Origin of the sequence: Rhizobium sp. BK060, assembly GCF_014193145.1 — a bacterium.
GTDB lineage: Bacteria > Pseudomonadota > Alphaproteobacteria > Rhizobiales > Rhizobiaceae > Rhizobium.
Window position 1 is genome coordinate 31,749 of sequence record NZ_JACHYW010000007.1, and the last position, 21,206, is coordinate 52,954.

The 21,206-nt window shown below is 60.9% G+C and carries 21 protein-coding genes; 7 read left to right on the plus strand and 14 right to left on the minus strand.

From position 1 onward, the window contains the following. Nucleotides 1-12 precede the first annotated feature (12 nt). The 11 genes from FHT71_RS09515 to FHT71_RS09565 form a co-directional block, all read right to left on the minus strand. A complete protein-coding gene (locus FHT71_RS09515; RefSeq protein WP_132589727.1) occupies nt 13-978 on the minus strand; it encodes a PDR/VanB family oxidoreductase in 966 nt (321 codons plus the stop codon). Beyond that, on the minus strand, nt 975-1,580 hold the full coding sequence (locus FHT71_RS09520; RefSeq protein WP_132589729.1) for a dimethylamine monooxygenase subunit DmmA family protein: 606 nt from the start codon (nt 1,578-1,580) through the stop codon (nt 975-977). The genes FHT71_RS09515 and FHT71_RS09520 overlap by 4 nt, the downstream gene beginning before the upstream one ends. Nucleotides 1,581-1,590: 10 nt before the next feature. Beyond that, nucleotides 1,591-2,724: an aminomethyltransferase family protein gene (locus FHT71_RS09525; protein WP_183719557.1), complete on the minus strand. Its 1,134-nt coding sequence runs from the start codon at nt 2,722-2,724 to the stop codon at nt 1,591-1,593. A 111-nt stretch (nt 2,725-2,835) separates the two neighbouring features. Next, on the minus strand, nt 2,836-3,735 hold the full coding sequence (folD, locus tag FHT71_RS09530) for a bifunctional methylenetetrahydrofolate dehydrogenase/methenyltetrahydrofolate cyclohydrolase FolD (protein ID WP_183719559.1): 900 nt from the start codon (nt 3,733-3,735) through the stop codon (nt 2,836-2,838). 3 nt (nt 3,736-3,738) lie between these two features. Continuing rightward, the gene (purU, locus tag FHT71_RS09535) at nt 3,739-4,623 is read right to left on the minus strand and encodes a formyltetrahydrofolate deformylase (protein WP_132589734.1); all 885 of its coding nucleotides are present in this window, start codon (nt 4,621-4,623) and stop codon (nt 3,739-3,741) included. A 100-nt stretch (nt 4,624-4,723) separates the two neighbouring features. Beyond that, nucleotides 4,724-6,031: a type III glutamate--ammonia ligase gene (gene glnT, locus FHT71_RS09540; protein ID WP_007788174.1), complete on the minus strand. Its 1,308-nt coding sequence runs from the start codon at nt 6,029-6,031 to the stop codon at nt 4,724-4,726. Between the two features lie 79 nt (nt 6,032-6,110). Then, a complete protein-coding gene (locus FHT71_RS09545; protein WP_007788172.1) occupies nt 6,111-7,439 on the minus strand; it encodes an FMN-binding glutamate synthase family protein in 1,329 nt (442 codons plus the stop codon). A gap of 15 nt (nt 7,440-7,454) precedes the next feature. After that, nucleotides 7,455-8,141 carry a GXGXG domain-containing protein gene (locus tag FHT71_RS09550; RefSeq protein ID WP_132589736.1) on the minus strand — a complete coding sequence of 229 codons (687 nt, stop codon included), beginning with the start codon at nt 8,139-8,141 and terminating at the stop codon, nt 7,455-7,457. Nucleotides 8,142-8,173: 32 nt separating this feature from the next. After that, nucleotides 8,174-9,082 (minus strand): glutamine amidotransferase family protein, encoded by a 909-nt coding sequence (locus tag FHT71_RS09555; protein ID WP_132589738.1) that lies wholly within the window; start codon nt 9,080-9,082, stop codon nt 8,174-8,176. 91 nt (nt 9,083-9,173) lie between these two features. After that, entirely contained in the window at nt 9,174-9,857 is a 684-nt protein-coding gene (locus FHT71_RS09560; protein ID WP_132589740.1) for a helix-turn-helix domain-containing protein, read from the minus strand. A 76-nt stretch (nt 9,858-9,933) separates the two neighbouring features. Further along, on the minus strand, nt 9,934-10,893 hold the full coding sequence (locus FHT71_RS09565; protein WP_183719561.1) for a GlxA family transcriptional regulator: 960 nt from the start codon (nt 10,891-10,893) through the stop codon (nt 9,934-9,936). 88 nt (nt 10,894-10,981) lie between these two features. On the opposite strand from FHT71_RS09565, the gene FHT71_RS09570 reads away from it, so the two are divergent. From FHT71_RS09570 to FHT71_RS09585, 4 genes are read left to right on the plus strand one after another with little or no spacing between them, the layout of a single operon-like run. Continuing rightward, nucleotides 10,982-12,232 carry a sarcosine oxidase subunit beta family protein gene (locus tag FHT71_RS09570; RefSeq protein ID WP_183719563.1) on the plus strand — a complete coding sequence of 417 codons (1,251 nt, stop codon included), beginning with the start codon at nt 10,982-10,984 and terminating at the stop codon, nt 12,230-12,232. Nucleotides 12,233-12,244: 12 nt separating this feature from the next. Further along, nucleotides 12,245-12,523, plus strand: a complete 279-nt coding sequence (locus FHT71_RS09575; protein ID WP_183719565.1) for a sarcosine oxidase subunit delta — start codon at nt 12,245-12,247, stop codon at nt 12,521-12,523. Further along, nucleotides 12,520-15,453, plus strand: a complete 2,934-nt coding sequence (locus FHT71_RS09580) for a sarcosine oxidase subunit alpha family protein (RefSeq protein ID WP_183719567.1) — start codon at nt 12,520-12,522, stop codon at nt 15,451-15,453. Before FHT71_RS09575 ends, FHT71_RS09580 begins: the two co-directional genes overlap by 4 nt. Further along, on the plus strand, nt 15,446-16,018 hold the full coding sequence (locus FHT71_RS09585) for a sarcosine oxidase subunit gamma family protein (protein WP_183719569.1): 573 nt from the start codon (nt 15,446-15,448) through the stop codon (nt 16,016-16,018). Before FHT71_RS09580 ends, FHT71_RS09585 begins: the two co-directional genes overlap by 8 nt. A gap of 82 nt (nt 16,019-16,100) precedes the next feature. On the opposite strand, the gene FHT71_RS09590 is transcribed toward FHT71_RS09585, so the two are convergent. The 3 genes from FHT71_RS09590 to FHT71_RS09600 form a co-directional block, all read right to left on the minus strand. Continuing rightward, nucleotides 16,101-16,343, minus strand: a complete 243-nt coding sequence (locus FHT71_RS09590) for a hypothetical protein (protein WP_183719571.1) — start codon at nt 16,341-16,343, stop codon at nt 16,101-16,103. 79 nt (nt 16,344-16,422) lie between these two features. Continuing rightward, entirely contained in the window at nt 16,423-17,778 is a 1,356-nt protein-coding gene (locus FHT71_RS09595) for a GntP family permease (RefSeq protein ID WP_183719573.1), read from the minus strand. An 80-nt stretch (nt 17,779-17,858) separates the two neighbouring features. Beyond that, on the minus strand, nt 17,859-18,407 hold the full coding sequence (locus tag FHT71_RS09600; RefSeq protein WP_132589756.1) for a gluconokinase: 549 nt from the start codon (nt 18,405-18,407) through the stop codon (nt 17,859-17,861). Nucleotides 18,408-18,588: 181 nt separating this feature from the next. On the opposite strand from FHT71_RS09600, the gene FHT71_RS09605 reads away from it, so the two are divergent. From FHT71_RS09605 to FHT71_RS09615, 3 genes are all read left to right on the plus strand, one after another. Beyond that, nucleotides 18,589-19,605 (plus strand): LacI family DNA-binding transcriptional regulator, encoded by a 1,017-nt coding sequence (locus FHT71_RS09605; protein WP_132589757.1) that lies wholly within the window; start codon nt 18,589-18,591, stop codon nt 19,603-19,605. Nucleotides 19,606-19,900: 295 nt separating this feature from the next. After that, the gene (locus FHT71_RS09610; protein WP_007788156.1) at nt 19,901-20,134 is read left to right on the plus strand and encodes an AbrB/MazE/SpoVT family DNA-binding domain-containing protein; all 234 of its coding nucleotides are present in this window, start codon (nt 19,901-19,903) and stop codon (nt 20,132-20,134) included. Between the two features lie 227 nt (nt 20,135-20,361). Beyond that, nucleotides 20,362-21,132, plus strand: coding sequence for an SDR family NAD(P)-dependent oxidoreductase (locus FHT71_RS09615; RefSeq protein WP_183719575.1), 771 nt, complete (start codon nt 20,362-20,364; stop codon nt 21,130-21,132). Nucleotides 21,133-21,206: the final 74 nt, after the last annotated feature.

Sequence of the window (21,206 nt, forward strand, 5' to 3'; positions counted from 1 at the left end):
TCGGCCCGATGCCTAGAGGTCGAGATGCAGCGTGTTTCCCTCGAAGCGGGAGACACAGATCATCACCTTGCGGCCGGAAGCCTTTTCTTCATCGGTCAGATAGACGTCGTGGTGCAAAAGCTTGCCCTCGCAGGCGGCAACCACCGTCTCGCACTGTCCGCAGGCTCCGCCGCGACAGAGGAAGGGCGCGTCGACACCCGCCGCCTCGATGGCGTCCAGCATGCTCTCGTGATGGCCGACATGCACCGTCTTGCCGGAGCGCGTCAGTTTGATCGAGAACGGCTTGCCGGGTCTTGAGGAGAGGAAACGTTCAGAATGCAGGTTCTGCTCTGGCCAGCCGGCCTCCAGACCCGTCCTTAGCACGCCATCGATCATGCCGGCCGGGCCGCAGACATAGAGATGCGTACCGAGCGGCTGGCTCTCGAGCAGGCGGGCAACGGGAATAAAATTGCGATCGGCGTCGCAATAGATCTTCACCCGCTGCGCGCCATAGCGCGCGACGAGGTCCTGGCAATAGGCTCCGCGATCGAGCGAACGCACCGCATAATGCAGCTCGAAATTGGCACCCTCGCGGGAAAACTGCTCCATCATGGCGATGAAGGGCGTAATGCCGATGCCGCCGGCAATCAGCAGATGCTTGCGTCCACGCCAATCCGGCTGGAAGAGGTTGACTGGATAGCTCACCCTGAGCTCGTGGCCTTCGCTGACCTTCTCATGCATGAAGCTGGAGCCGCCGCGCGAATCCTCCACATGCAGCACGCTGACCTCATAGCCCGAGCAATCATGCGGCGGCGACATCAGCGAATAAGCGTTGCGTCTGATATGCCCCTCGTCGTTCATCGAGACGATCACGTGCGCACCGCCGGAGAAATAAGGCATCGGCTTGCCATCGAGGCGTTCGAAGCGGAAGCGTTTGATCCGATGCGCGATCGGCGTCACCTTCGTCACACGGACGGGAATTTCAGTACCACCGCTCATAGGAACAACTCCTCCGGATCAGGGGCGCTGCCCGGCTCTTCCGCATCGATGTTGACCCCCTGAAAGGCTCCGAGCCGGCGCGAATAATGGTCGCGCACCAAGAGCGGAAGCCCGCAGTGACCGCAGGCAAAGGGGCTGTGGGTGACATCCTCGCTAATGCCCTTGCAGTGGACGCACTGCACGCGACGCGCCAGCGAGCCACGATGCTCCGTCATGATCGAGGCATGGTCCATGCCGTAATCAAGCGCCACCATCATTGCCTGGCCGATAAAGCCTTCGGTGCCGGCAATATAAAGTCGCGTGCCCATACGGGCGGTGGCGAGCGAACCTTTGAGGCGAAAGAGCAGCGTCGCAATCGTCGGCGCTGCGAAGAACATATCGACGCCGAGCCTGCGCAGGATCTCATCATGGCCCTTGCCCTGCGAGCCGCGCGCAACATAGAGGACTTCGCTGCGAGCAAGTCCCGTTTCGTCAAGCGCAGCCTGCTGCTCGATAAGAGCCAGCGCGCCCTCGCCTTCCAGAGCGAAAATATGCTTGCGTGCCGTTGGCTGGATGATCAGGCCCCTGTAGACGGGTCGGCTCTTAATGCCTTCAACAAGCATGGCGCGCTCCCTAACCGATCGCGGTCCGCTTCTTTTTTTCCGGATCGTCGAATGGCAGCGTGTGCGCAATTGCACCGGCTTTGACGTTCTTGCCACGAACCTCGAGCTTTGTGCCCTGCACGGCCTTATCGACGTCGAGACGGGCGATTGCCATGGATTTCCTGGTCAGCGTGGAATAGCTCGTGCAGGTGATGACACCGACCTTCTTTCCGTCGGCAAAGACCTCGTCGCCGAGGTCGGCGGGGCCGTCGGCATCGATCAGCATGCCGAAAATCTTGAAGCGTTCCTTCCCTTTCAGGCGCGCATGTTCCTCAGCGCCGCGGAAGCCGGTCTTGCCGGGGCTGACCGTGAAGTCGAGGCCGAGTTCCCAAAGGCTGTCGCCTGGCGGCTGATCGGCAAAGGGATACATCTGAGAATTGTCGTAGGGATAAAAGAGCAGATAACTTTCGACGCGCAGCATGTCGAGGACGCTGAAGCAGCAAGGAATAATTCCCATATCTTCGCCTTCGGCGACGATCCGGTCCCAGACCATGACGGCATCCTGACCGCGCACGAAGATTTCATAACCGCGCTCGCCGGTATAGCCGGTGCGCGAGATCATCACAGGCGCGCCAAAGAGCGTGGTCTGCATATGGTGGAAATATTTGAGATCGCGAATGCCAGGTACATATTTGGCGAGATAATCGACCGCGACCGGCCCCTGCAGCGAAAGATCGTGCAGGTCGTCGTCGAAAAGCACGGCGCAATTGCGACCTGCCGCCTGCTTGACGATCTCTTCGTGGCCGGAGCCCGAGCCATGCACCAGCATCCAGGAATTCGGGCCAGTGCGATAGACAATGCAATCGTCTGTGAAATGGCCGCGGTCATTCAACATCGCGGCATAGACCGAGCGGCCGGGATAGATCTTCGTCATGTCGCGGGTGGTTATGTAGTCGAGGACGGCGATGGCATGCGGGCCGACGAGATGAACCTTTTTCAGCCCCGAAACGTCCATGATGCCGGCTTTTGTCCGGACCGCGACATGCTCTTCGGACATGTCCTTATTGTAGGTCCAGGCGGTGCCCATTCCGCTCCAGTCCTCAAGCTTCGAGCCCAGAGCGCGATGTCGGTCCGCCAAGGCGGAAAAACGCCAAGATAACGTCATTTCGTTCCCTCATTTTCTTCTATGGAATAATTATTTCCTGACTATAATCGGCTTTCGTGTCTTGGCAAGTCGACCCGAATGGTTTTTGTCGTCGTTTAGACGGATTTTCCCTCAAAACCTCGGCGGCGGCCTTCCTGCGGCGCGATGGGCGGCAACGACGGTATTGGCCATCAGCATGGCAATCGTCATCGGTCCGACACCGCCCGGCACCGGCGTGATCGCAGCGGCAACATCCGAGGCTTCCACATAGGCGACATCGCCCACCAGCCGGCTCTTGCCCTCGCCCCGCTCGGGTGCGGCAATGCGGTTGATACCGACATCGATGACCGTCGCGCCCGGTTTGATCCAGTCGGCCTTGACCATCTCCGGACGGCCGACCGCAGCCACCAGGATATCGGCGCCGCGTGCCACGGTCGCCAGATCCTTCGTGCGCGAATGCGCCATGGCCACCGTCGCATTGGCATGGAGCAGCAATTGCGCCATCGGCTTGCCGAACAGGTTGGAGCGGCCGATGACGACGGCATTCAGCCCCGACAGGTCCTCGCCATTGATGGAGCGCACGAGAAGCATGGCGCCGGCCGGCGTGCAGGAGATCAGGCCGGTTGCGAGATCGCCGGTCGCAAGCTTGCCGGCATTGACCACATGCAGACCATCGACGTCCTTCTCCGGCCGGATCGACTGGATGACCGCATCGGCATCCAGATCCTTCGGCAGCGGCAGCTGCACCAGGATGCCATGGATGGACGGGTCTACGTTCAGCGACCGCACGAGGCCAGCAAGCTCGCCTTGCGTCGTCTCCGCCGGCAACGTGTGCTGGATCGAGGTGAAGCCGCACTCCTTGGCCATCTTGCTCTTGGAATTCACATAGGTGTGGCTGGCCGGATCGTCGCCGACGATGACGACGGCAAGGCCCGTCTTCACACCCGTCTCCTTTTCCAGCGCCGACGTTGCCGTCTTTACCGCATCAATGACCGAAGCCGCCACCTGCTTGCCGTCGATGACCTTGCCCATCGCTCACCCCATGCGCTCAGAAGCATAGCTTCCCGGGCTGGCTGGGAAGACGATGGTGCGGTTGCCGTTGAGGAAGGTGCGGTAGTGGATATGCGCATGGATGGCACGCGCCAGCACCTGGCTCTCGACGTCGCGGCCGATGGATACGTAATCGTCGGCGCTTTGGGCGTGGGTGATGCGCGCCGTATCCTGCTCGATGATCGGGCCTTCATCGAGGTCGGCGGTTACATAATGCGCCGTGGCGCCAATCAGCTTCACACCACGCTCATAGGCCTGCTTGTAGGGGTTGGCCCCCTTGAAGCTCGGCAGGAAGGAATGGTGGATGTTGATGATCCGGCCCGACATCTTCTTGCAGAGCGCGTCCGACAGCACCTGCATATAGCGGGCGAGCACGATCAGTTCGGTGCCGGTCTGCTCGACGAGCTCCAGCAGTTGCGCTTCGGCCTGCGGCTTGTTGTCCTTCGTCACCTTGATGTGGTGGAAGGGAATGTCGTGATTGACGACCACCTTCTGATAGTCGAAATGATTGGAGACCACGCCGACGATGTCGATCGGCAGCGCACCGATCTTCCAGCGATACAGCAGGTCGTTGAGGCAATGGCCAAAACGCGACACCATCAAAAGCACCTTCATGCGCTTGTGGGCATCGTGGATCTCAGCCTCCATCTCGAACTTGCCGGCGATCGGCTTGAAGCCGTCGATCAGTGTCTCGTGCCCCACACCTTCCTCGGAGAGGAAGCTCACCCGCATGAAGAACTTGCCGGTATCGAGATCGTCGAACTGCGAACTGTCGACGATGTTGCAGCCCTGATTGGCCAGATAGTTCGAGATCGCCGCAACGATCCCACGCGTCGAGCGGCACGATACGGTCAATACGAATTTCATCATGCTGTCTCTTCCCTTGCCATTCGAAGCGCGCAGACTGTCATTGGCCGGGTTCCCGGTTCCGGCCTTTTGCGTCGCGATTTTCAATCGTCGGGCCACTGGCTCAGACGTCAAGCGTAGTCTCGCGTTCCCACTGCGTGAAATGCGAGCAGTAGGAATTCCATTCCTGCTGCTTGAGCTTGAGATAGGCGGCGGAGAATTCGGACCCGATCGCTGCCTTCAGGCCCTCGTCGGCATCATAGGCGCGCAATGCATCAAGCAGGTTGAGCGGCAGGCGCGGCGCATCCTTCACCAGATGGCCCTCGGCATACATGTCGATATCGTGATGCGGGCCGGGATCAGCCTTGTTGCGAATGCCGTCAAGGCCGGCGGCAATGATGATCGCCTGGAGCAGGTACGGGTTGACCGCACCATCCGGCAGGCGCAGCTCGAAGCGGCCGGGGCCTGGCACGCGCACCATATGGGTGCGGTTATTGCCGGTCCAGGTGACCGTGTTCGGCGACCAGGTGGCGCCCGACGTCGTACGCGGCGCGTTGATGCGCTTATAGGAGTTGACCGTCGGATTGGTGATGGCGGCAAGCGACGAAGCATGTTTCATGATGCCGCCAAGGAAGTGCCTCCCCTCCGCCGAGAGGCCGAATTCCGCTTCCCTGTCGGCGAAGATGTTGGTCCTGCCGTCATTGCTCCACACCGAGATATGGCAATGGCAGCCATTGCCGGTCAGGCCCTTGAAAGGTTTCGGCATGAAGGTGGCGCGCAAGCCATGCTTCTCAGCAACCGACTTGACCATGAACTTGAAGAAGGAATGCTTGTCGGCCGTGCGCAGTGCGTCGTCATATTCCCAGTTCATCTCGAACTGGCCGTTGGCGTCCTCGTGGTCGTTCTGGTAGGGTTTCCACCCCAGTTCCAGCATGTAATCGCAGATCTCGGCAATGACATCGTAACGGCGCATAACGGCCTGCTGATCGTAGCAGGGCTTCTCGGCGGTATCGTATTCATCCGAGATTTTCCCGCCGTCAGCTGTGATCAGGAAGAATTCGGCTTCGACGCCGGTCTTGACCCGCTTGCCCTCGGCCCCGGCTTCCTTGACCAGCTTCTTCAAAACATTGCGCGGCGCCTGGGCGACCAGCTCGCCATCCATCAGCAAATCGGCCGCGACCCAGGCAACATCCTTCTTCCATGGGAGCTGGATGACGGAGGATGGGTCCGGCACTGCGAAGAGGTCCGGATGGGCGGGCGTCATGTCGAGCCAGGTGGCGAAACCGGCAAAGCCCGCGCCCTCTTCCTGCATGCCCGCGATCGCCTGCGCCGGCACAAGCTTGGCGCGCTGGCCGGAAAACAGATCGGTATAGCTGATCATGAAATATTTGATGCCCTTGTCTTTCGCAAAAGCAGCAAGGTCCAGTGTCATTCTCGTTCCCCTTTGGATTTCTTAGAGACACTTCGTTTTTGACGGGATGCCGCCGGGCATTTCTGCCCGGCGGTGAAATTCAGTAGCCTCCCTTGCCCGGATACCAGTTGGTGCCCGCAAGCGGGATCTGCGCCATGGCAGCAGCTTCCATGGTCAGCGCGCAGAGATCCTCCGGCTCCAGATTATGCAGATGGTTCTTGCCGCAGGCACGCGCAATCGTCTGCGCTTCCAGCGTCATCACCTTGAGATAGTTGGCAAGACGACGGCCAGCCGCAACCGGGTCGAGCCGCGCGGCAAGTTCCGGATCCTGGGTCGTGATGCCGGCCGGATCCTTGCCTTCGTGCCAGTCGTCATAGGCGCCAGCGGTGGTGCCAAGCTTCTGATATTCTTCCTCCCAGCGCGGATCGTTGTCGCCGATCGCGACCAGCGCTGCCGTACCGATAGCGACCGCATCGGCGCCAAGCGCAAGCGCCTTTGCCACATCCGCACCGGAACGAATGCCGCCGGATATGATCAATTGCACCTTGCGGTGCATGCCGAGATCCTGCAGCGCCTGCACGGCGGGACGGATGCAGGCGAGCGTCGGCATGCCGACATTCTCGATGAAGACGTCCTGGGTCGCGGCCGTACCGCCCTGCATGCCGTCGAGGACGACGACATCGGCACCGGCCTTCACGGCCAAAGCCGTATCGTAATAGGGACGCGCGCCACCGACCTTCACATAAATGGGCTTTTCCCAATCGGTGATTTCGCGCAGTTCCATGATCTTGATCTCAAGATCGTCCGGACCGGTCCAGTCCGGATGCCGGCAGGCCGAGCGCTGGTCGATGCCTTTCGGCAGATTGCGCATATTGGCGACGCGATCGGAAATCTTCTGGCCGAGCAGCATGCCGCCGCCGCCGGGCTTCGCGCCCTGGCCGACCACCACCTCGATCGCATCTGCACGCCGCAAGTCCCTCGGATTCATGCCGTAGCGCGAAGGAAGATACTGATAGACGAGCGTCTGCGAATGGCCGCGCTCCTCGTCGGTCATGCCGCCGTCGCCCGTCGTGGTAGACGTACCCGCAAGCGTGGCGCCGCGCCCGAGCGCTTCCTTGGCATTGCCCGACAGCGCGCCGAAGCTCATGCCGGCAATGGTAATCGGAGTCTTGAGCATGATGGGCTTTTTGGCAAAGCGGCTGCCGAGAACGACCGACGTGTCGCACTTCTCGCGGTAGCCCTCGAGCGGATAGCGCGAGATCGATGCACCGAGGAAAAGAAGGTCGTCGAAATGCGGCACCTTGCGCTTCGTGCCGGCACCGCGAATGTCGTAGATGCCGGTTGCCGCCGCACGACGGATCTCAGCAAGCGTATGGTCGTCGAATGTGGCGGACTTGCGCGGCGGCGTAAAGGGATTGTGATAGCTCATAATGTCTGCCTCGCCTCAATACGCATCGGCGTTGTCGATGTTGAAATTATAGAGCTTGCGCGCCGATCCGTAGCGCTTGAACTCTTCCGGCCTGACGCCTCTCACGCCGGCCCTGTGGAGAAGCTCGGAAAGCTTTTCGAGATGCTCCGGGCGCATCTCCTTTTCAATGCAGTCCGAGCCGAGGCTCTTGACCGAGCCACGAACGAAAAGCTTGGCTTCGTAAAGGCTGTCTCCAAGGGCCTCACCGGCCTCACCGAGCACGACCAGATGGCCCGACTGCCCCATGAAGGCCGACATGTGGCCGATATTTCCATGAACGACGATATCAATGCCCTTCATGGAGATGCCGCAGCGCGAGGCGGCATTGCCCTTGATCACAAGGAGACCGCCCTGGCCGGTCGCGCCGGCATATTGGCTCGCGTCGCCTTCGATGACGACGGTGCCCGACATCATGTTCTCCGCGACACCCGGGCCGGCGGAGCCATGCACCGTGACGTTGCCGCCATCGTTCATGCCGGCGCAATAATAGCCGACGGATCCTCTGATATCGACGGTGACAGGAGCATCGATGCCGACGGCGACCGCATGATGGCCGCGCGGATTGACGACTTCGAAGGCGGTATCGTTGGCACCGGCTGCAAGGCTGTGAAGCATGCTGTTAAATTCGCGCAGCGAGGTAACGGATAGATCGAAAACTGGCATGAAAGAACTCTCTCGATTGCGCCAAGGCTGGATTAGGCGGCCTTTTCGTGATCCCAGAAATAGACGGTGGCCGGCTCCGGTTCCCAGATGCAGGCATTCTCGATGCCCGGCAGGTTTACGAGCGCACGATATTCGGAGCCGAAAGCGACATATTGATCGGTTTCGGCCATGACGGCCGGCTTGCAGGCAATGGGATCACGAACGACGCCAAAGCCGGACTTCGTGCCGACGACGAAGGTGAAGAAACCGTCGAGATCGCTGAGCGCACCGGTCAACGCCTCGCCGAGGTCCTTGCCCTTGGCCATCTCGGCCGTCAGATAGGCGGCGGCGACTTCGGAATCGTTCTGTGTTTCGAAGGTCATGCCCTCGCGCACGAGTTCACGGCGAAGATTATTGTGATTGGAAAGGGAACCGTTATGGACCAGGCATTGGTCTGATCCAGTTGAAAACGGATGGGCGCCAAGCGTGGTCACGGCCGATTCCGTTGCCATGCGGGTATGACCGATGCCATGCGTTCCGGACATGGAGGCTACACCGAAACGCGAGATGACGTCCTTCGGCAGGCCCGTCTCCTTGTAGATCTCGATGGCATCGCCGCTGCTCATCACCCGGACATCGGGCCGTAGCGTCGCGATCGCCGCCCGGCCCTCGTCGAGTTTTTCCTTCGCAAGCGCAATAACGGCATGCGTGCTCTTTACCTCGACCGACACCGACGTATCCAGCGCGCGCCTCAGCTCGTGCTCGAGGCCGTCGAAATCCTTTGCCGGGCTGGCCGACTGGATCGTGATCTTCGCCTTGTTGCCATTGGCGCCGCCGTAAATCGCGATGCCCGCGCTATCAGGCCCGCGATCAGTCATCGTGACAAGCATTGACGAAAGAAGCGAGCCGAGCTCCGGCTCGAGGCTTTTGTCTTTCAGGAAGAGACCCACAATTCCGCACATGATCAGACCCTCCATTTCGCGTCTGCAAAATGGCTATCAGGTCTATTTTTGGATTTCAACCCAAAAGAATATTTTTTTCTCTGGAGGCAAATTATTCGTTCTTGCCGCGCTGGGGATAGCTGATGATCGAGAGGTATTTGCTCGGCAATTTCACCAGCACTTCCGGGCCATGGGGTGCGTCCGCATCGAAGAACAGGCTGTCGCCGGGCTGCATGGGGTAAAGCTGATCGCCATGGCGATAGACCACCTCGCCTTCGAGCATGTAGAGGAACTCCATGCCCTCGTGCTGGAAGGTCGGGAACACATCGGAATCGGCCGAAAGCGTGATGAGATAGGGCTCGACGATGACGCCGCTGGAATTATTGTCGATGTGGCCGAGCAGATTATATTGATGGCCGGCGCGCGTGCCGCGCCGCTCCAGCTCCACGCCCTGCCCCGCCTTGACGAAGACGGCATTGCGCTGCTCCTCGAAGCGACGAAAGAACGCCGTCAGCGGCACGCCGAGGGCGCGGGAGAGCGATTGCAGCGTTGTCAGCGACGGCGAGATATTGCCGTTTTCGATTTTCGAAAGCATGCCAAGCGAAATTCCGGTTGCCGCGGCCAGATCCGTCACCGTGATGCCGAGCTTCTTGCGATAGGCGCGCACCTCGTGGCCGATCGCCATTTCAAGATTGTTTACCTTCGGTTCGCGAACCGCATGCGGATCCTGCAAGAATGCTGGCCGTGCGGTATGCGGATGGTCCTCGCTCGACGTTTCGTTCGGCTTGGTCTTCATTCACGATCCTTTTCCGATATTGCCCTATTGCAACAACTCTATCTTCGCAGTGAAATTTTCTCAACTACGGCGAAAGTCACGCCTGGCGGGTTTCACTTGGAGCGATGCCATAGAGATTGCGATAGGCTCGCGAGAAATGGGCGCCGCTGGAAAAGCCTGTCGCGATGGCGATTTCGGAAATCGAAAGCGGGCTTTGTTCGAGCAGCCGCCGCGCATGCTGCAGCCTGATGCGGCGATATTGATCGAGGAACGTCGAGCCCAGATGCGCAGCAAACAGCCGGTCTAGATGGCGCGGCGTGACACCTGCAATTCGCGCCATGGCTGTGCGGTCGAGCGGCAGTTCGATCGTCTCCTCCATTTTCTCCAGCACGCTTAAAAGACCGGGATGGTGGACGCCGTAACGCTCGGCCAGAGACCCTCGCTGCGGCGCCGTCGGCTCCGCCACCTCTGTGTGCAGATACCAATCGCTGACGCGGCGGGCGAAATCCGGCCCCATACGTTCGGAGATCAGCACATGCATCATGTCGAGCGGGGCTATCCCGCCGCCGCAGGTAATGCGGTTGCCGTCGATGACGAAGCGGGCCTGACGCGGCGACAGGGCCGGAAAAGCCTCGAGCAGCGCCGGAGCGTGCTCCCAATGGATGGTGAAATCGCGCTCTGTCAAAAGACCGGCCGCGGCCAGCAGATAGGGACCGCCGGAAATGCCGCCGATACGCACCCCCTCACGCGCCAACTGCCTCAGACAGGCCAGCACAGCCGGATAATGCCAGTCGCGTGGCGAGCCGCCGGCACAAACGAAGACCGTTGCAAGCCCGGAGCCACGGCCGGGAAGCGGTGCCGCCGGCACGGGCACGCCACCGGAGGAGAATGCCGGCGCACCATCCGGCGAGAAGGTCGACAATCGATAGATCTCGCGTCCGGCCAGCAGATTGGCGGCGCGCAGCGGCTCGCTCGCCGAGGCATAAGACATCAGCGCAAATTCTGGGATCAGGATGAAGCCGATATGCTGGACGTTTCTCGCATCGATCGAAGACATGTCCCTTTTCTATCGAAATATGTCCTGAATAGGCAAGTCGGCAAATGCCGTTCTGCCATCATGAGCGCAATTCCACTCGGACGAATCCATGCGCTATTCCGCTCTCTCCATTTTCCTCAACGGTCTTCGCGGCAATGCCGGCTGGGCTCCGGCGTGGCGTCAGCCCGCGCCGAAGCCGCACTATGACGTCGTCATCGTCGGTGGCGGCGGTCATGGGTTGGCGACGGCTTACTATCTCGCCAAGATCTTCGGCATCACCAATGTCGCCGTGCTGGAAAAGGGCTATCTCGGTTCCGGCAATATCGGCCGAAACACGACGATCATCCGCTCGAACTACCTGCTGCCCGGCAACAATCCCTTCTACGAGCTATCGATGAAGCTCTGGGAGGGGCTGGAGCAGGATTTCAACTACAACGCCATGGTCTCGCAGCGCGGCGTGCTCAACCTCTTCCACTCCGACGCCCAGCGCGATGCCTATACACGGCGCGGCAACGCCATGCGGCTGCACGGCGTCGATGCCGAATTGCTCGACCGGGCGGCCGTACGCCTGAAACTCCCCTTCCTTGATTTCGACAATGCCCGCTTCCCCATCATGGGCGGCCTGCTCCAGCCGCGCGGCGGCACGGTGCGCCACGATGCGGTCGCCTGGGGCTATGCCCGTGGCGCCGACAGCCGCGGCGTCGACATCATCACTGGCTGTGAGGTAACTGGCATCCGCAGCGAGAACGGCCGCGTAACCGGTGTCGAGACCAACAAGGGCTTTATCGGCTGCGGCAAGCTGGCGCTGGCGGCCGCCGGCAATTCCACTGTCGTCGCCGACATGGTGGGCCTGCGCCTGCCGATCGAAAGCCATGTGCTGCAAGCCTTCGTCTCCGAAGGGCTGAAGCCGTTCATCGATACCGTGGTCACCTTCGGCGCCGGGCACTTCTATGTCTCGCAATCGGACAAGGGCGGCCTCGTCTTCGGCGGCGATATCGACGGCTATAATTCCTATGCCCAGCGCGGCAATCTTTCGGCCGTCGAGCATGTCGCCGAGGCCGGCGTCGCCCTGATCCCTGCCTTGACCCGCGTGCGCTACCTGCGCACATGGGGCGGCGTCATGGATATGAGCATGGACGGCTCGCCGATCATCGACCGCACCCATATCGACAATCTCTATCTGAACGCCGGCTGGTGTTACGGCGGCTTCAAGGCGACACCCGCCTCCGGCTACTGCTACGCCCATCTGATCGCCCGCAACGAGCCGCACGAGACGGCGCGGGAACTGCGCCTCGACCGGTTCCAGCGCGGTTACCAGATCGATGAAAAGGGCGTCGGCGCCCAGCCGAACCTGCATTGAGGATATGACGACATGGCAAGCCTGATTTCCTGCCCTCACTGTGGCATTCGTCCCAGGGAGGAATTTACCATCAAGGGCGACGCAAGCCTTGCTCGCCCGGCTCCCACTGCCGGTCCCGACGTCTGGTACGACTACGTCTATCTGCGTGACAATCCGAAAGGACGGCACAAGGAATATTGGCACCATTCCTCCGGTTGCCGCCGCTGGCTGGTCGTCGAGCGCGATACGGTTACCCACCTGGTCTACAGCGTCAGCGACGCAGCCCTTGCCAAGCTCGGAGATCAGGCATGACCAGTTTCCGCCTTTCTTTCGGCGGCCGGATCGACCGCTTCAAGAGCATCGGTTTCAGCTTCGACGGCGCGGATCTCACGGGCCACCCCGGCGATACGCTCGCCTCCGCCCTGCTTGCCAACGGGATCCAGCTCGTCGGGCGCAGCTTCAAATACCACCGGCCGCGCGGCATTCTGACGGCGGGTGCGGCCGAACCCAACGCGCTGGTGACCACCGGAGCCGGAGGCAGGACGGAGGCCAACAGCCGCGCCACGATGATCGAACTGCATGAGGGGCTGGTTGCGCGCAGCCAGAACCGCTGGCCCTCGCTTAGCTTCGATGTCGGCGCCGTCAACGGACTGCTCTCGCCTTTCCTCGGCGCCGGTTTCTACTACAAGACTTTCATGTGGCCGGCCGCCTTCTGGGAGAAAGTTTACGAACCGCTCATCCGCAAGGCCGCCGGCCTCGGTAAGGCATCCTATGAGACGGACCCCGATTCCTACGAGAAATGCTGGGCGCATTGCGACCTGCTCGTCATCGGCGCGGGGCCTGCGGGGCTCGCCGCCGCGCTGACGGCAGGACGCGCCGGAGCGCGCGTATTGCTTGCGGACGAAGGATTTGCCCTTGGCGGCAGCTTCCTTGCTGATCGTCAATCACCCCTTGGCGACATTCTGAACGAACTCGAAAGCCTGCCTAACATCCAATGCCTGCCGCGCACGACCGTCATCGGCTGGTATGACGACAACGTCTTCGGCGCCGTCGAGCGTGTGCAGAAACATGTCGCAACGCCGGATGCGCACCGGCCGGTCGAGCGCCTTTGGCGCATCATCGCCAGGCAGGCCATTCTTGCCACCGGCGCCGAAGAGCGGCCCCTCGTCTTCGGTGGCAACGACATTCCGGGCGTCATGATGGCGGGCGCCATGCGCAGCTATCTGAACCGCCATGCGGTCGCACCGGGCAAGCGGACCGTTGTCTTCACCACGAACCGGTCCGGCTACCAAACGGCAGCCGATCTCGAAGCGGCAGGTATCGAAGTCGCCGCCATCGTCGACAGCCGCGCTGGGGCAAACGACGCTTGGAGCGGCAAAGCCCCCTTGTTGTCCGGTGCCCGCATCATCGATGCGCAAGGCGGCAAGCGGCTGCGTCGGGTTGGCATTGCGACGGCCGCAGGAATACAACAGCTCGAAGCCGATGCGCTTGCCATGTCCGGCGGCTGGAGCCCGATCATTCACCTCGCCTGCCATCGCGGCGCAAGGCCGGCCTGGTCCGACAAGCATGCAGCCTTCCTCGCGCCGGAGCGGCAGGAGGGATTGCTAATCGCGGGTTCGGCTGCCGGTCTTGCCTCGACCGATGCGTGCCTAGGTGACGGCGCGCGCAAGGCAGTAGAGGCGCTGGAGGCGGTCGGTCTCGCCAAGATCGAGCCTGCCTTCCTGCCGGTGGAAGATATGCAGGCTTCCGCCTCGCCGCTCTGGTCCGTCAAGGGTGGCAAGGGCAAGGCTTTCGTCGATTACCAGAACGATGTCCACCTCAAGGACCTCGGCCTTGCCGTGCGTGAGGGTTATGGGCATGTCGAGCTTGCCAAGCGTTATACGACGAACGGCATGGCGACCGATCAGGGCAAGCTCTCCAATATCAACGCGATCGGCATTCTCGCCGAGGCCCGTGGGGTGTCGCCCGCCGAAGTCGGTACCACGACATTCCGGCCCTTCTATACGCCGGTCTCCTTCGGCGCGCTTGCCGGTTCATCGCGCGGCAAGCACTTTCAGCCCGCGCGCAAATCACCTTTGCACGACTGGGCGAAGAAGAACGGCGCGGTCTTCGTCGAGACCGGGCTCTGGTATCGTTCCTCCTGGTTCCCGCGCGAGGGTGAAAAGAGCTGGCGCGAGAGCGTCGACCGCGAGGTGCTGAACATCCGCAAGAATGCCGGCATCTGCGATGTCTCGACGCTCGGCAAGATCGAGATTTTCGGCAAGGACGCGGCGACCTTCCTCGACCGCATCTATTGCAACGGCTTCGCCAAGCTTTCCGTTGGCAAGGCGCGCTACGGCATCATGCTGCGTGAAGACGGCATGATCTATGATGACGGAACCACCAGTCGTCTCGGCGAAGAACATTTCTTCATGACGACGACGACAGCCCTTGCGGCCGGCGTGCTGATCCACCTCGAATTCTGCGCTCAGACGCTCTGGCCTGAGCTTGAGGTCTACTTTGCCTCCTCCACCGACCAATGGGCGCAGATGGCGGTCGCGGGGCCGAAATCCCGGGCGATCCTCTCCGAGATCGTCGATGATGACATATCCGATGCCACCTTCCCTTTCATGGGCGCACGCGCGGTGACGCTGTTCGGCGGCAAGCTCGAGGGCCGGCTCTTTCGCATCTCGTTTTCCGGCGAACTCGCCTATGAGCTCGGCGTAGCCGCTGCCTATGGCGAGTCCGTCGCCGATGCCATCATGCAGGCGGGGCAGAAGTACGAGATCTGCCCCTATGGTACCGAGGCGCTCGGCGTCATGCGTATCGAGAAGGGCCATGTCACCCATGCCGAAATCAATGGCACCGTGACGCCGGGTGATCTCGGCTTCGCCCGTATGGTCTCCGCGACGAAGGCAGATTTCATCGGCAAGGCGATGCTTGCCCGCGAGGGTCTTCAGGCCACCGACCGCCCACGCCTCGTCGGCGTCAAGCCACTGGATCCGGCGACAAGCTTCCGCACAGGCGCCCATATCCTCGCGGACGGTGCGCCGGCAACGCTGGAAAGCGATCAGGGCTATGTGACGTCGAGTGCCTTTTCGCCGAGCCTTGGGCATACGATCGGTCTAGCGCTGGTCAAGAACGGGCCGGAGCGGATCGGCGAGAAAGTCTTGATCTGGAACGGCCTTCGAAGCGAATTCACCGAAGGGCAGCTCTGCAGCCCGGTCTTCATCGACCCTGACAATGAGAAGCTCCATGCCTGATCTTCCTGAAAAAAGGTCGGTCCTTGCCGACAAAGCCATTTCGCAAGGTCCGGGCATCCGGCTCGAGGCCCTGCCCGAGGGCCATCTGCTGCACGTGATGGGAGCGACAACGACCGAAGGCCTCGAGGCCCATCTTTCAGCGGCTGGCATCAAGGACAGCGCCGTGCGCCCGGCCGGATACCGGCAATGGTTCATCGCCGGCAACGATATGCTGTCCAAGGCCCTTATTCAGGATTTGTCCAACGCTCTTGCCGGTAGCGCCTTTGTCTCTGACCAGAGCCATGGCCGCGTCCGCATCGGCGTCTCTGGCCCGCTTGCCGCCCAATTGCTGAGCAAGGGCACGGCGGTCGATCTTCATCCGTCAGCCTTCCCTGAGGGACACGCCGCGGTGACGCTCTTCGGCCACATATCAGTGCAGGTCGCACGCACCGGTGCCTGCGACTTCGAGCTGGTGGTGCTGCGCAGCTTTGCGCAATCTCTGTACGAGGAGCTCGAGGTGCTTGCTGCTATCGCTGGGTCGGGTACGGGTCAGTCCGACGTCACGCTTGTTGAAAAAGGAAGATGAAGTTGGAAATCAACTATCACAAGTTCCAAAATAATGCTTACGCCATCTGCAATCCATGATTGCAGCGTTGCACAATTGCGTCTCATAAGGAAAGAAAAGCAACCTGGCACGGCATTGATCGGCAATGCTGTGCGCCGCCATTGGTAGCAACCACTCGTGTGTTTCCGTGCTGCAGCACCAGCAACACATTCCAGGCGTCGAGCGCAACAAGACAGCCCGCAGCACTGGCAGCAGACCTTCCCTTTCGGTCAGCCACCGTGCGCCATTCCTCCAGCAGCAGGTTCTTGTCCTGCCCGGCGCGCCGCCGGGGCTTTTTTTCCTCCATGATTGCCTCTTGGGAGTGCGCAAGCACGGCGTCGAGGCGGCCCTTCTACCCGCCGCCTTCGATCAGGGTCAACCGCCGCTCACACGGCGAGCGACAGCAGCAGCACGAAGCCGAGACCGATCACGGAGATGATCGTCTCCATGACGCTCCAGGTCTTGAAGGTTTCGCCCACCGTCATGTTGAAGTACTGTTTTACCAGCCAGAAGCCCGCATCGTTGACATGCGAGAGTATGACCGACCCGGCGCCGGTTGCGAGCACGAGCAGCTCGCGGTTAACGCCCGGCACCAACGCCACGACCGGAGCGACGATCCCAGCACCGGTGATCGTGGCAACCGTCGCCGAGCCCGTCGCAATGCGGATCACGGCGGCGACGAGCCAGGCCAGAAGGATTGGCGATACGTCGGCCTGAACGGCCATTTTTCCGATGACATCGCCGACGCCGCTGGCAACGAGCATCTGTTTGAAGCCGCCACCGGCACCGACGATGAGCACAATGGAGGCCACCGGCGCAAGGCTCTCGTTCAGCAGTTTGGTGATCGTGTCGCGCGAGAAGCCGCAATAGGATCCGAAGGTATAAAAGCTGATGAGCAGCGCCACGAGCAGTGCGGTGATCGGGTGGCCGATCAGGTCCATCCAGACGCGCACGGCGTGGTGCTCGGGAAGAGAGATATCGGCGAGTGCCTTGAGAAGCATCAGGAACACAGGCATCAGGATTGTAATCAGCGTCACAGAGAAGCTTGGCAGCTTGGCTGTATCCACATCCTCGCGCACGAACTGCTCCATTAGCTCCGGCGACGCTTCACCCGGGATTCTCTTGGCGATGAAGGCGCCGAAGATCGGCCCTGCAATCGCAGCAGTCGGTAAGCCGACGATAAGACCGTAGAAGATCGTCTTGCCGATATCCGCGCCGAAGACGCTGATGGCGAGAAGCGGGCCCGGATGGGGTGGCACCAAGCCATGGACGACCGATAGACCAGCTAGAAGCGGTATACCGATCTTAACGATCGATACGCCCGACCGGCGCGCGACGATGTAGACCAGCGGTACGAGAAGCACGAAGCCGATTTCGAAGAAGAGGGGAAGCCCGACGAGGAAAGCAGCGAGCATCATCGCCCAATGTACCCGTTCCTTGCCGAAAGTGCGGATCAGGGTCTGGGCAATCTGGTCCGCGCCGCCGGATTCAGCCATGAGTTTGCCGAGCATGGTTCCAAGGCCAAGCACAATGCCTACAAATCCGAGAACCCCACCGAAGCCCTCCTGAAAGGACTTCATCACCAGCTCCGTCGGCATGCCGGAGGTGAGGCCAAGGAAACCCGCGGCGATGGTGAGCCCGATGAAGGGGTGTATCTTGAAGCGGGTGATGAGAAGCACGAGGCCAACAATGGTCACGCCAGCATCCAGCAGAAGATAGGTCTCCCGCGTCAGTCCTAACATTGAAATTTCTCCATGAAAGCTTCTTGTTGAGGCAGGCGCCTGTGCGGCCCGCCGTCCGATTTCCGTTTTGAGCGAGCAGCTTATGCGCCTGTCGGCTGCATTGGCTGGCCGTCAGCAAGGGACGTGTGTTCCCACCATGCAACCGCCCCGCGCGCGATCTCCGCGATCGGCAAGGTCGCGTCTACAGCGTAAATGTTCGCCTCGCCGTGGGGTGGCTCGAGGGTCGCAAACTGGCTGTCGATAAGGCTTGCGGGCATGAAATGATCCGGCCGATGGCTAACGCGCTCGCCCGCCACCTCTCTCGTCAGCTCCAGAAACACAAACCCGAGGCCGGGCGTCTTGCTGCGCAGAATGTCGCGGTAGCTTTTCTTCAGCGCCGAGCATGCGAGCACCGGCCGCTCGCCGTTCTTGACCGCGTCCGACAGGATTGTCGCGAGGCTGTCCAGCCAGCCAGCCCGGTCCTCGTCGGTGAGCGGGTGGCCCGCGCTCATCTTCTTGATATTTTCTTCCGGATGAAAGGCATCGCCTTCGATCATCGTGCCGTTGACGGCATCCGAAATGGCCTGGCCGACGCTGCTTTTGCCGCAGCCCGAAACGCCCATGACCACAACGGCTGGCATTTTTTCCATTCTATCCTCCTCGAGATAGCGCTATCTCGCTTCTTTGAAAATAGATTGCCGGTCGAACCTTGGCCGATTCAAAACTCGCAAATCGACGCTGTTTTCTCCCGCAAAGACGCCAAAACGACTTTGAGATAGCGCTGTCTTACTAGTCGTTGTAGTAGGATTTGGCAAGTTGGAGGAAACTTTCATGAAACACACCCCGTCGCGAGCCACGGGCCGACCCACGCTTGCGCAGGTCGCAGCACGGGCAGGCGTGTCGCAGATAACGGCCTCACGCGCACTGCGCTCAATTGCAACGGTCGACCCGCAGCTTGCAATCAGGGTGCACGACGCCGCCAAGGCGCTCGCCTATGTGCCCAACCCGGCGGCGCGCACACTTGCTTCGGCGCGCAGCCACTCGATCCTTGTGCTTGTTCCCGCCTTGTCGAACCATCTGTTTATCGAGACCCTGGAGGCGGTGCAGGATGTGCTGCGCCCACGCGGATTTGAGGTCCTGATCGGCAACTATCACTACCGACAGGATGAGGAAGAAGAGCTGATTCGGAACTATCTCTCGTTTCAGCCGTGCGGCATTCTGCTTACCGGCTTCAATCGTAGCGAAACCGCAGCACAGCTTTTGACAAATGCCGGGGTGCCTTGCGTATACATGATGGAACTGCGGGAGGAAGAGGGCATCGTCTGTGTCGGCTTTTCGCAGGAAGCGGCCGGGGCCAAGGTTGCGGACCACCTTCTATCGCGCGGACGGCGAAAGCTGGTCTTTGTCGGGGCCCAGCTTGATGCGCGCGTCCTTCAGCGTCGCGACGGCTACCAGCAAGCGATTGCCAGGGCTGGTCTTTCTCCGGCGATCGAGATCATGACGCCGGAACCGTCCTCAGTGGAACTTGGCGGCGATCTCTTCAATCAGCTTTTGGCCGCGCATCCCGACACAGACGGGATCTTCTTTTGTAACGACGATCTTGCCTTCGGAGCGTCATTCGAGGCTCTGCGGAAAGGGGTGGCAATCCCCGAGCGGATTTCGGTGGTCGGATTTAACGATCTACCGGGGGCGGGCCAAATGGTCCCGCGACTGACCTCTGTTCGCACGCCCCGTGCCACCATTGGCCAGCAAGCCGCAGCCAGCCTTCTCAAGCTTCTCGATGGCGAAACGCCCGAGATCCCGGCGCTGGATTTGGGTTTCGAACTGATGATCAGGGAAAGCAGTTAGCGCCGTCCAGACATTGAGGCTAAGGGCCGCGCCGGCCGTTCGAGCCGGCGAGTATCCCATTCGCCGGTCGCGTGGCTGAAAGAAGGCGTGACGCGACGGCGGTGGAATCTCTCTCGGTGCAGCATAAGTTGCCCGCCGAGACGATGCAGGAAGAGCTTGCCGCACCAGGTCGGTGCCAAAGGGCTCACCTGCCCTCGCACTCTAAGTTCTGTCGGACTGCTCTTTGCCCAATTCTCCTGAGAACCGGGCCGCGAAGTAATACCTTCAAAAAATCATTCCTAACAATGGTTCGACAATGGCGACGACGGTTACAGCCAAGGGGCAGGTTACGATCCCCAAACCAGTACGCGACCTCTTGGGCATAGTGCCTGGGAGCAAGGTTGATTTCCGTCGCGCGCCGGATGGAAGCATAGTGCTCGTCCATGCCGCCAAAAAACAGCAGCCCAGCCGCTTCGCAAATCTGCGAGGGCACGCCGGCAAAGGGCTGGATACTGACGCGATCATGGCCCTCACGCGTGGCGAACCATGATACTCGTAGACACGAATGTTCTTCTCGAGTCGTAACCGATGATCCGACATGGGCCGATTGGTCCAAGCGCAACTCGAAGACGCAAGTCTTGGGGGGACACTGTGGATCAAGAGGATCGTCCGATAAGGGGGACGGCGTGACAAGCGCGCTCATGTCTCTGGAGGGGTGGCCCACCGAGCGCTCCCGCCTATCTCTTTGCCATGACAACAAGCTAGCAGGCGACCACCATGAGCCGTGTCTTCATTACAGGATCCACCGACGGTCTCGGATTGGCTGCGGCGCGCACCTTGATAGACGACGGGCATGAGGTCGTGTTGCATGCTCGCTCCAACGACAGGGCGTTGGCCGTGGCCGGCCTGCGCCGCAGAGCTTTGGCGCTCGTCGTCGGCGATCTTAGCAGCGGCGTGGAGACGCGTTCCATCGCGGAACAAGTCAACGAGATCGGGCAGATGGACGCCGTCATCCACAATGCCGGCATCTACTCCGAAAGACGTCGTGGGGGCACGCCCGAAGGTCATGCGAAGATTCTGGCGGTCAACACGTTGGCACCATACCTGCTCACGGCCTTGATCGATCGACCCAATCGCCTGGTCTATTTAAGCAGCGGCATGCACCAAAGCGGTGGTGGGTCGATTGACGACATCGACTGGAAAAGGCGCGCTTGGAATGCAAGCCAGGCCTATTGCGAAAGCAAGCTCCATGTCGCCACCATCGCGGCGGCCGTTGCGCGGTACTGGCCTGGGGTCCTCAGTAATGCTGTGGATCCCGGCTGGGTGCCCACGAAGATGGGCGGGCCTGGAGCGCCCGATGATCTAGAGATGGGCTATCAGACCCAGACCTGGCTGGCGACAAGCGACGACGAGGCCGCGAAGATAAGCGGTGCCTACTGGTATCACCGCCGCCAGCGTCAACCAGCCGCAGAAGTCACGGACGCGGCTTATCAGGACAGGCTTATGGACAAGCTGGCAGATCTCACGGGCGTCAGGCTATTTGACTGAATATCAAGCCGATTGCCTTGATATTAGGTTCAATTGACCTGAGTGGCGGAATCCTGGTCCACTCTCCGGCAGCA

Coding starts and splice junctions, on each gene's coding strand:
- FHT71_RS09585 (WP_183719569.1), top strand. CDS start 15,446: ATGCCTGATCTTCCTGAAAAAAGGTCGGTCCTTGCCGACAAAGCCATT.
- FHT71_RS09615 (WP_183719575.1), top strand. CDS start 20,362: ATGAGCCGTGTCTTCATTACAGGATCCACCGACGGTCTCGGATTGGCT.
- purU (WP_132589734.1), bottom strand. CDS start 4,623: ATGATGAAATTCGTATTGACCGTATCGTGCCGCTCGACGCGTGGGATC.
- FHT71_RS09590 (WP_183719571.1), bottom strand. CDS start 16,343: ATGGAGGAAAAAAAGCCCCGGCGGCGCGCCGGGCAGGACAAGAACCTG.
- FHT71_RS09550 (WP_132589736.1), bottom strand. CDS start 8,141: ATGCCAGTTTTCGATCTATCCGTTACCTCGCTGCGCGAATTTAACAGC.
- FHT71_RS09575 (WP_183719565.1), top strand. CDS start 12,245: ATGGCAAGCCTGATTTCCTGCCCTCACTGTGGCATTCGTCCCAGGGAG.
- FHT71_RS09545 (WP_007788172.1), bottom strand. CDS start 7,439: ATGAGCTATCACAATCCCTTTACGCCGCCGCGCAAGTCCGCCACATTC.
- FHT71_RS09610 (WP_007788156.1), top strand. CDS start 19,901: ATGGCGACGACGGTTACAGCCAAGGGGCAGGTTACGATCCCCAAACCA.
- FHT71_RS09555 (WP_132589738.1), bottom strand. CDS start 9,082: ATGTGCGGAATTGTGGGTCTCTTCCTGAAAGACAAAAGCCTCGAGCCG.
- glnT (WP_007788174.1), bottom strand. CDS start 6,031: ATGACACTGGACCTTGCTGCTTTTGCGAAAGACAAGGGCATCAAATAT.
- FHT71_RS09565 (WP_183719561.1), bottom strand. CDS start 10,893: ATGTCTTCGATCGATGCGAGAAACGTCCAGCATATCGGCTTCATCCTG.
- FHT71_RS09605 (WP_132589757.1), top strand. CDS start 18,589: ATGAAACACACCCCGTCGCGAGCCACGGGCCGACCCACGCTTGCGCAG.
- FHT71_RS09570 (WP_183719563.1), top strand. CDS start 10,982: ATGCGCTATTCCGCTCTCTCCATTTTCCTCAACGGTCTTCGCGGCAAT.
- FHT71_RS09515 (WP_132589727.1), bottom strand. CDS start 978: ATGAGCGGTGGTACTGAAATTCCCGTCCGTGTGACGAAGGTGACGCCG.
- FHT71_RS09600 (WP_132589756.1), bottom strand. CDS start 18,407: ATGGAAAAAATGCCAGCCGTTGTGGTCATGGGCGTTTCGGGCTGCGGC.
- FHT71_RS09560 (WP_132589740.1), bottom strand. CDS start 9,857: ATGAAGACCAAGCCGAACGAAACGTCGAGCGAGGACCATCCGCATACC.
- folD (WP_183719559.1), bottom strand. CDS start 3,735: ATGGGCAAGGTCATCGACGGCAAGCAGGTGGCGGCTTCGGTCATTGAT.
- FHT71_RS09595 (WP_183719573.1), bottom strand. CDS start 17,778: ATGTTAGGACTGACGCGGGAGACCTATCTTCTGCTGGATGCTGGCGTG.
- FHT71_RS09580 (WP_183719567.1), top strand. CDS start 12,520: ATGACCAGTTTCCGCCTTTCTTTCGGCGGCCGGATCGACCGCTTCAAG.
- FHT71_RS09520 (WP_132589729.1), bottom strand. CDS start 1,580: ATGCTTGTTGAAGGCATTAAGAGCCGACCCGTCTACAGGGGCCTGATC.
- FHT71_RS09525 (WP_183719557.1), bottom strand. CDS start 2,724: ATGACGTTATCTTGGCGTTTTTCCGCCTTGGCGGACCGACATCGCGCT.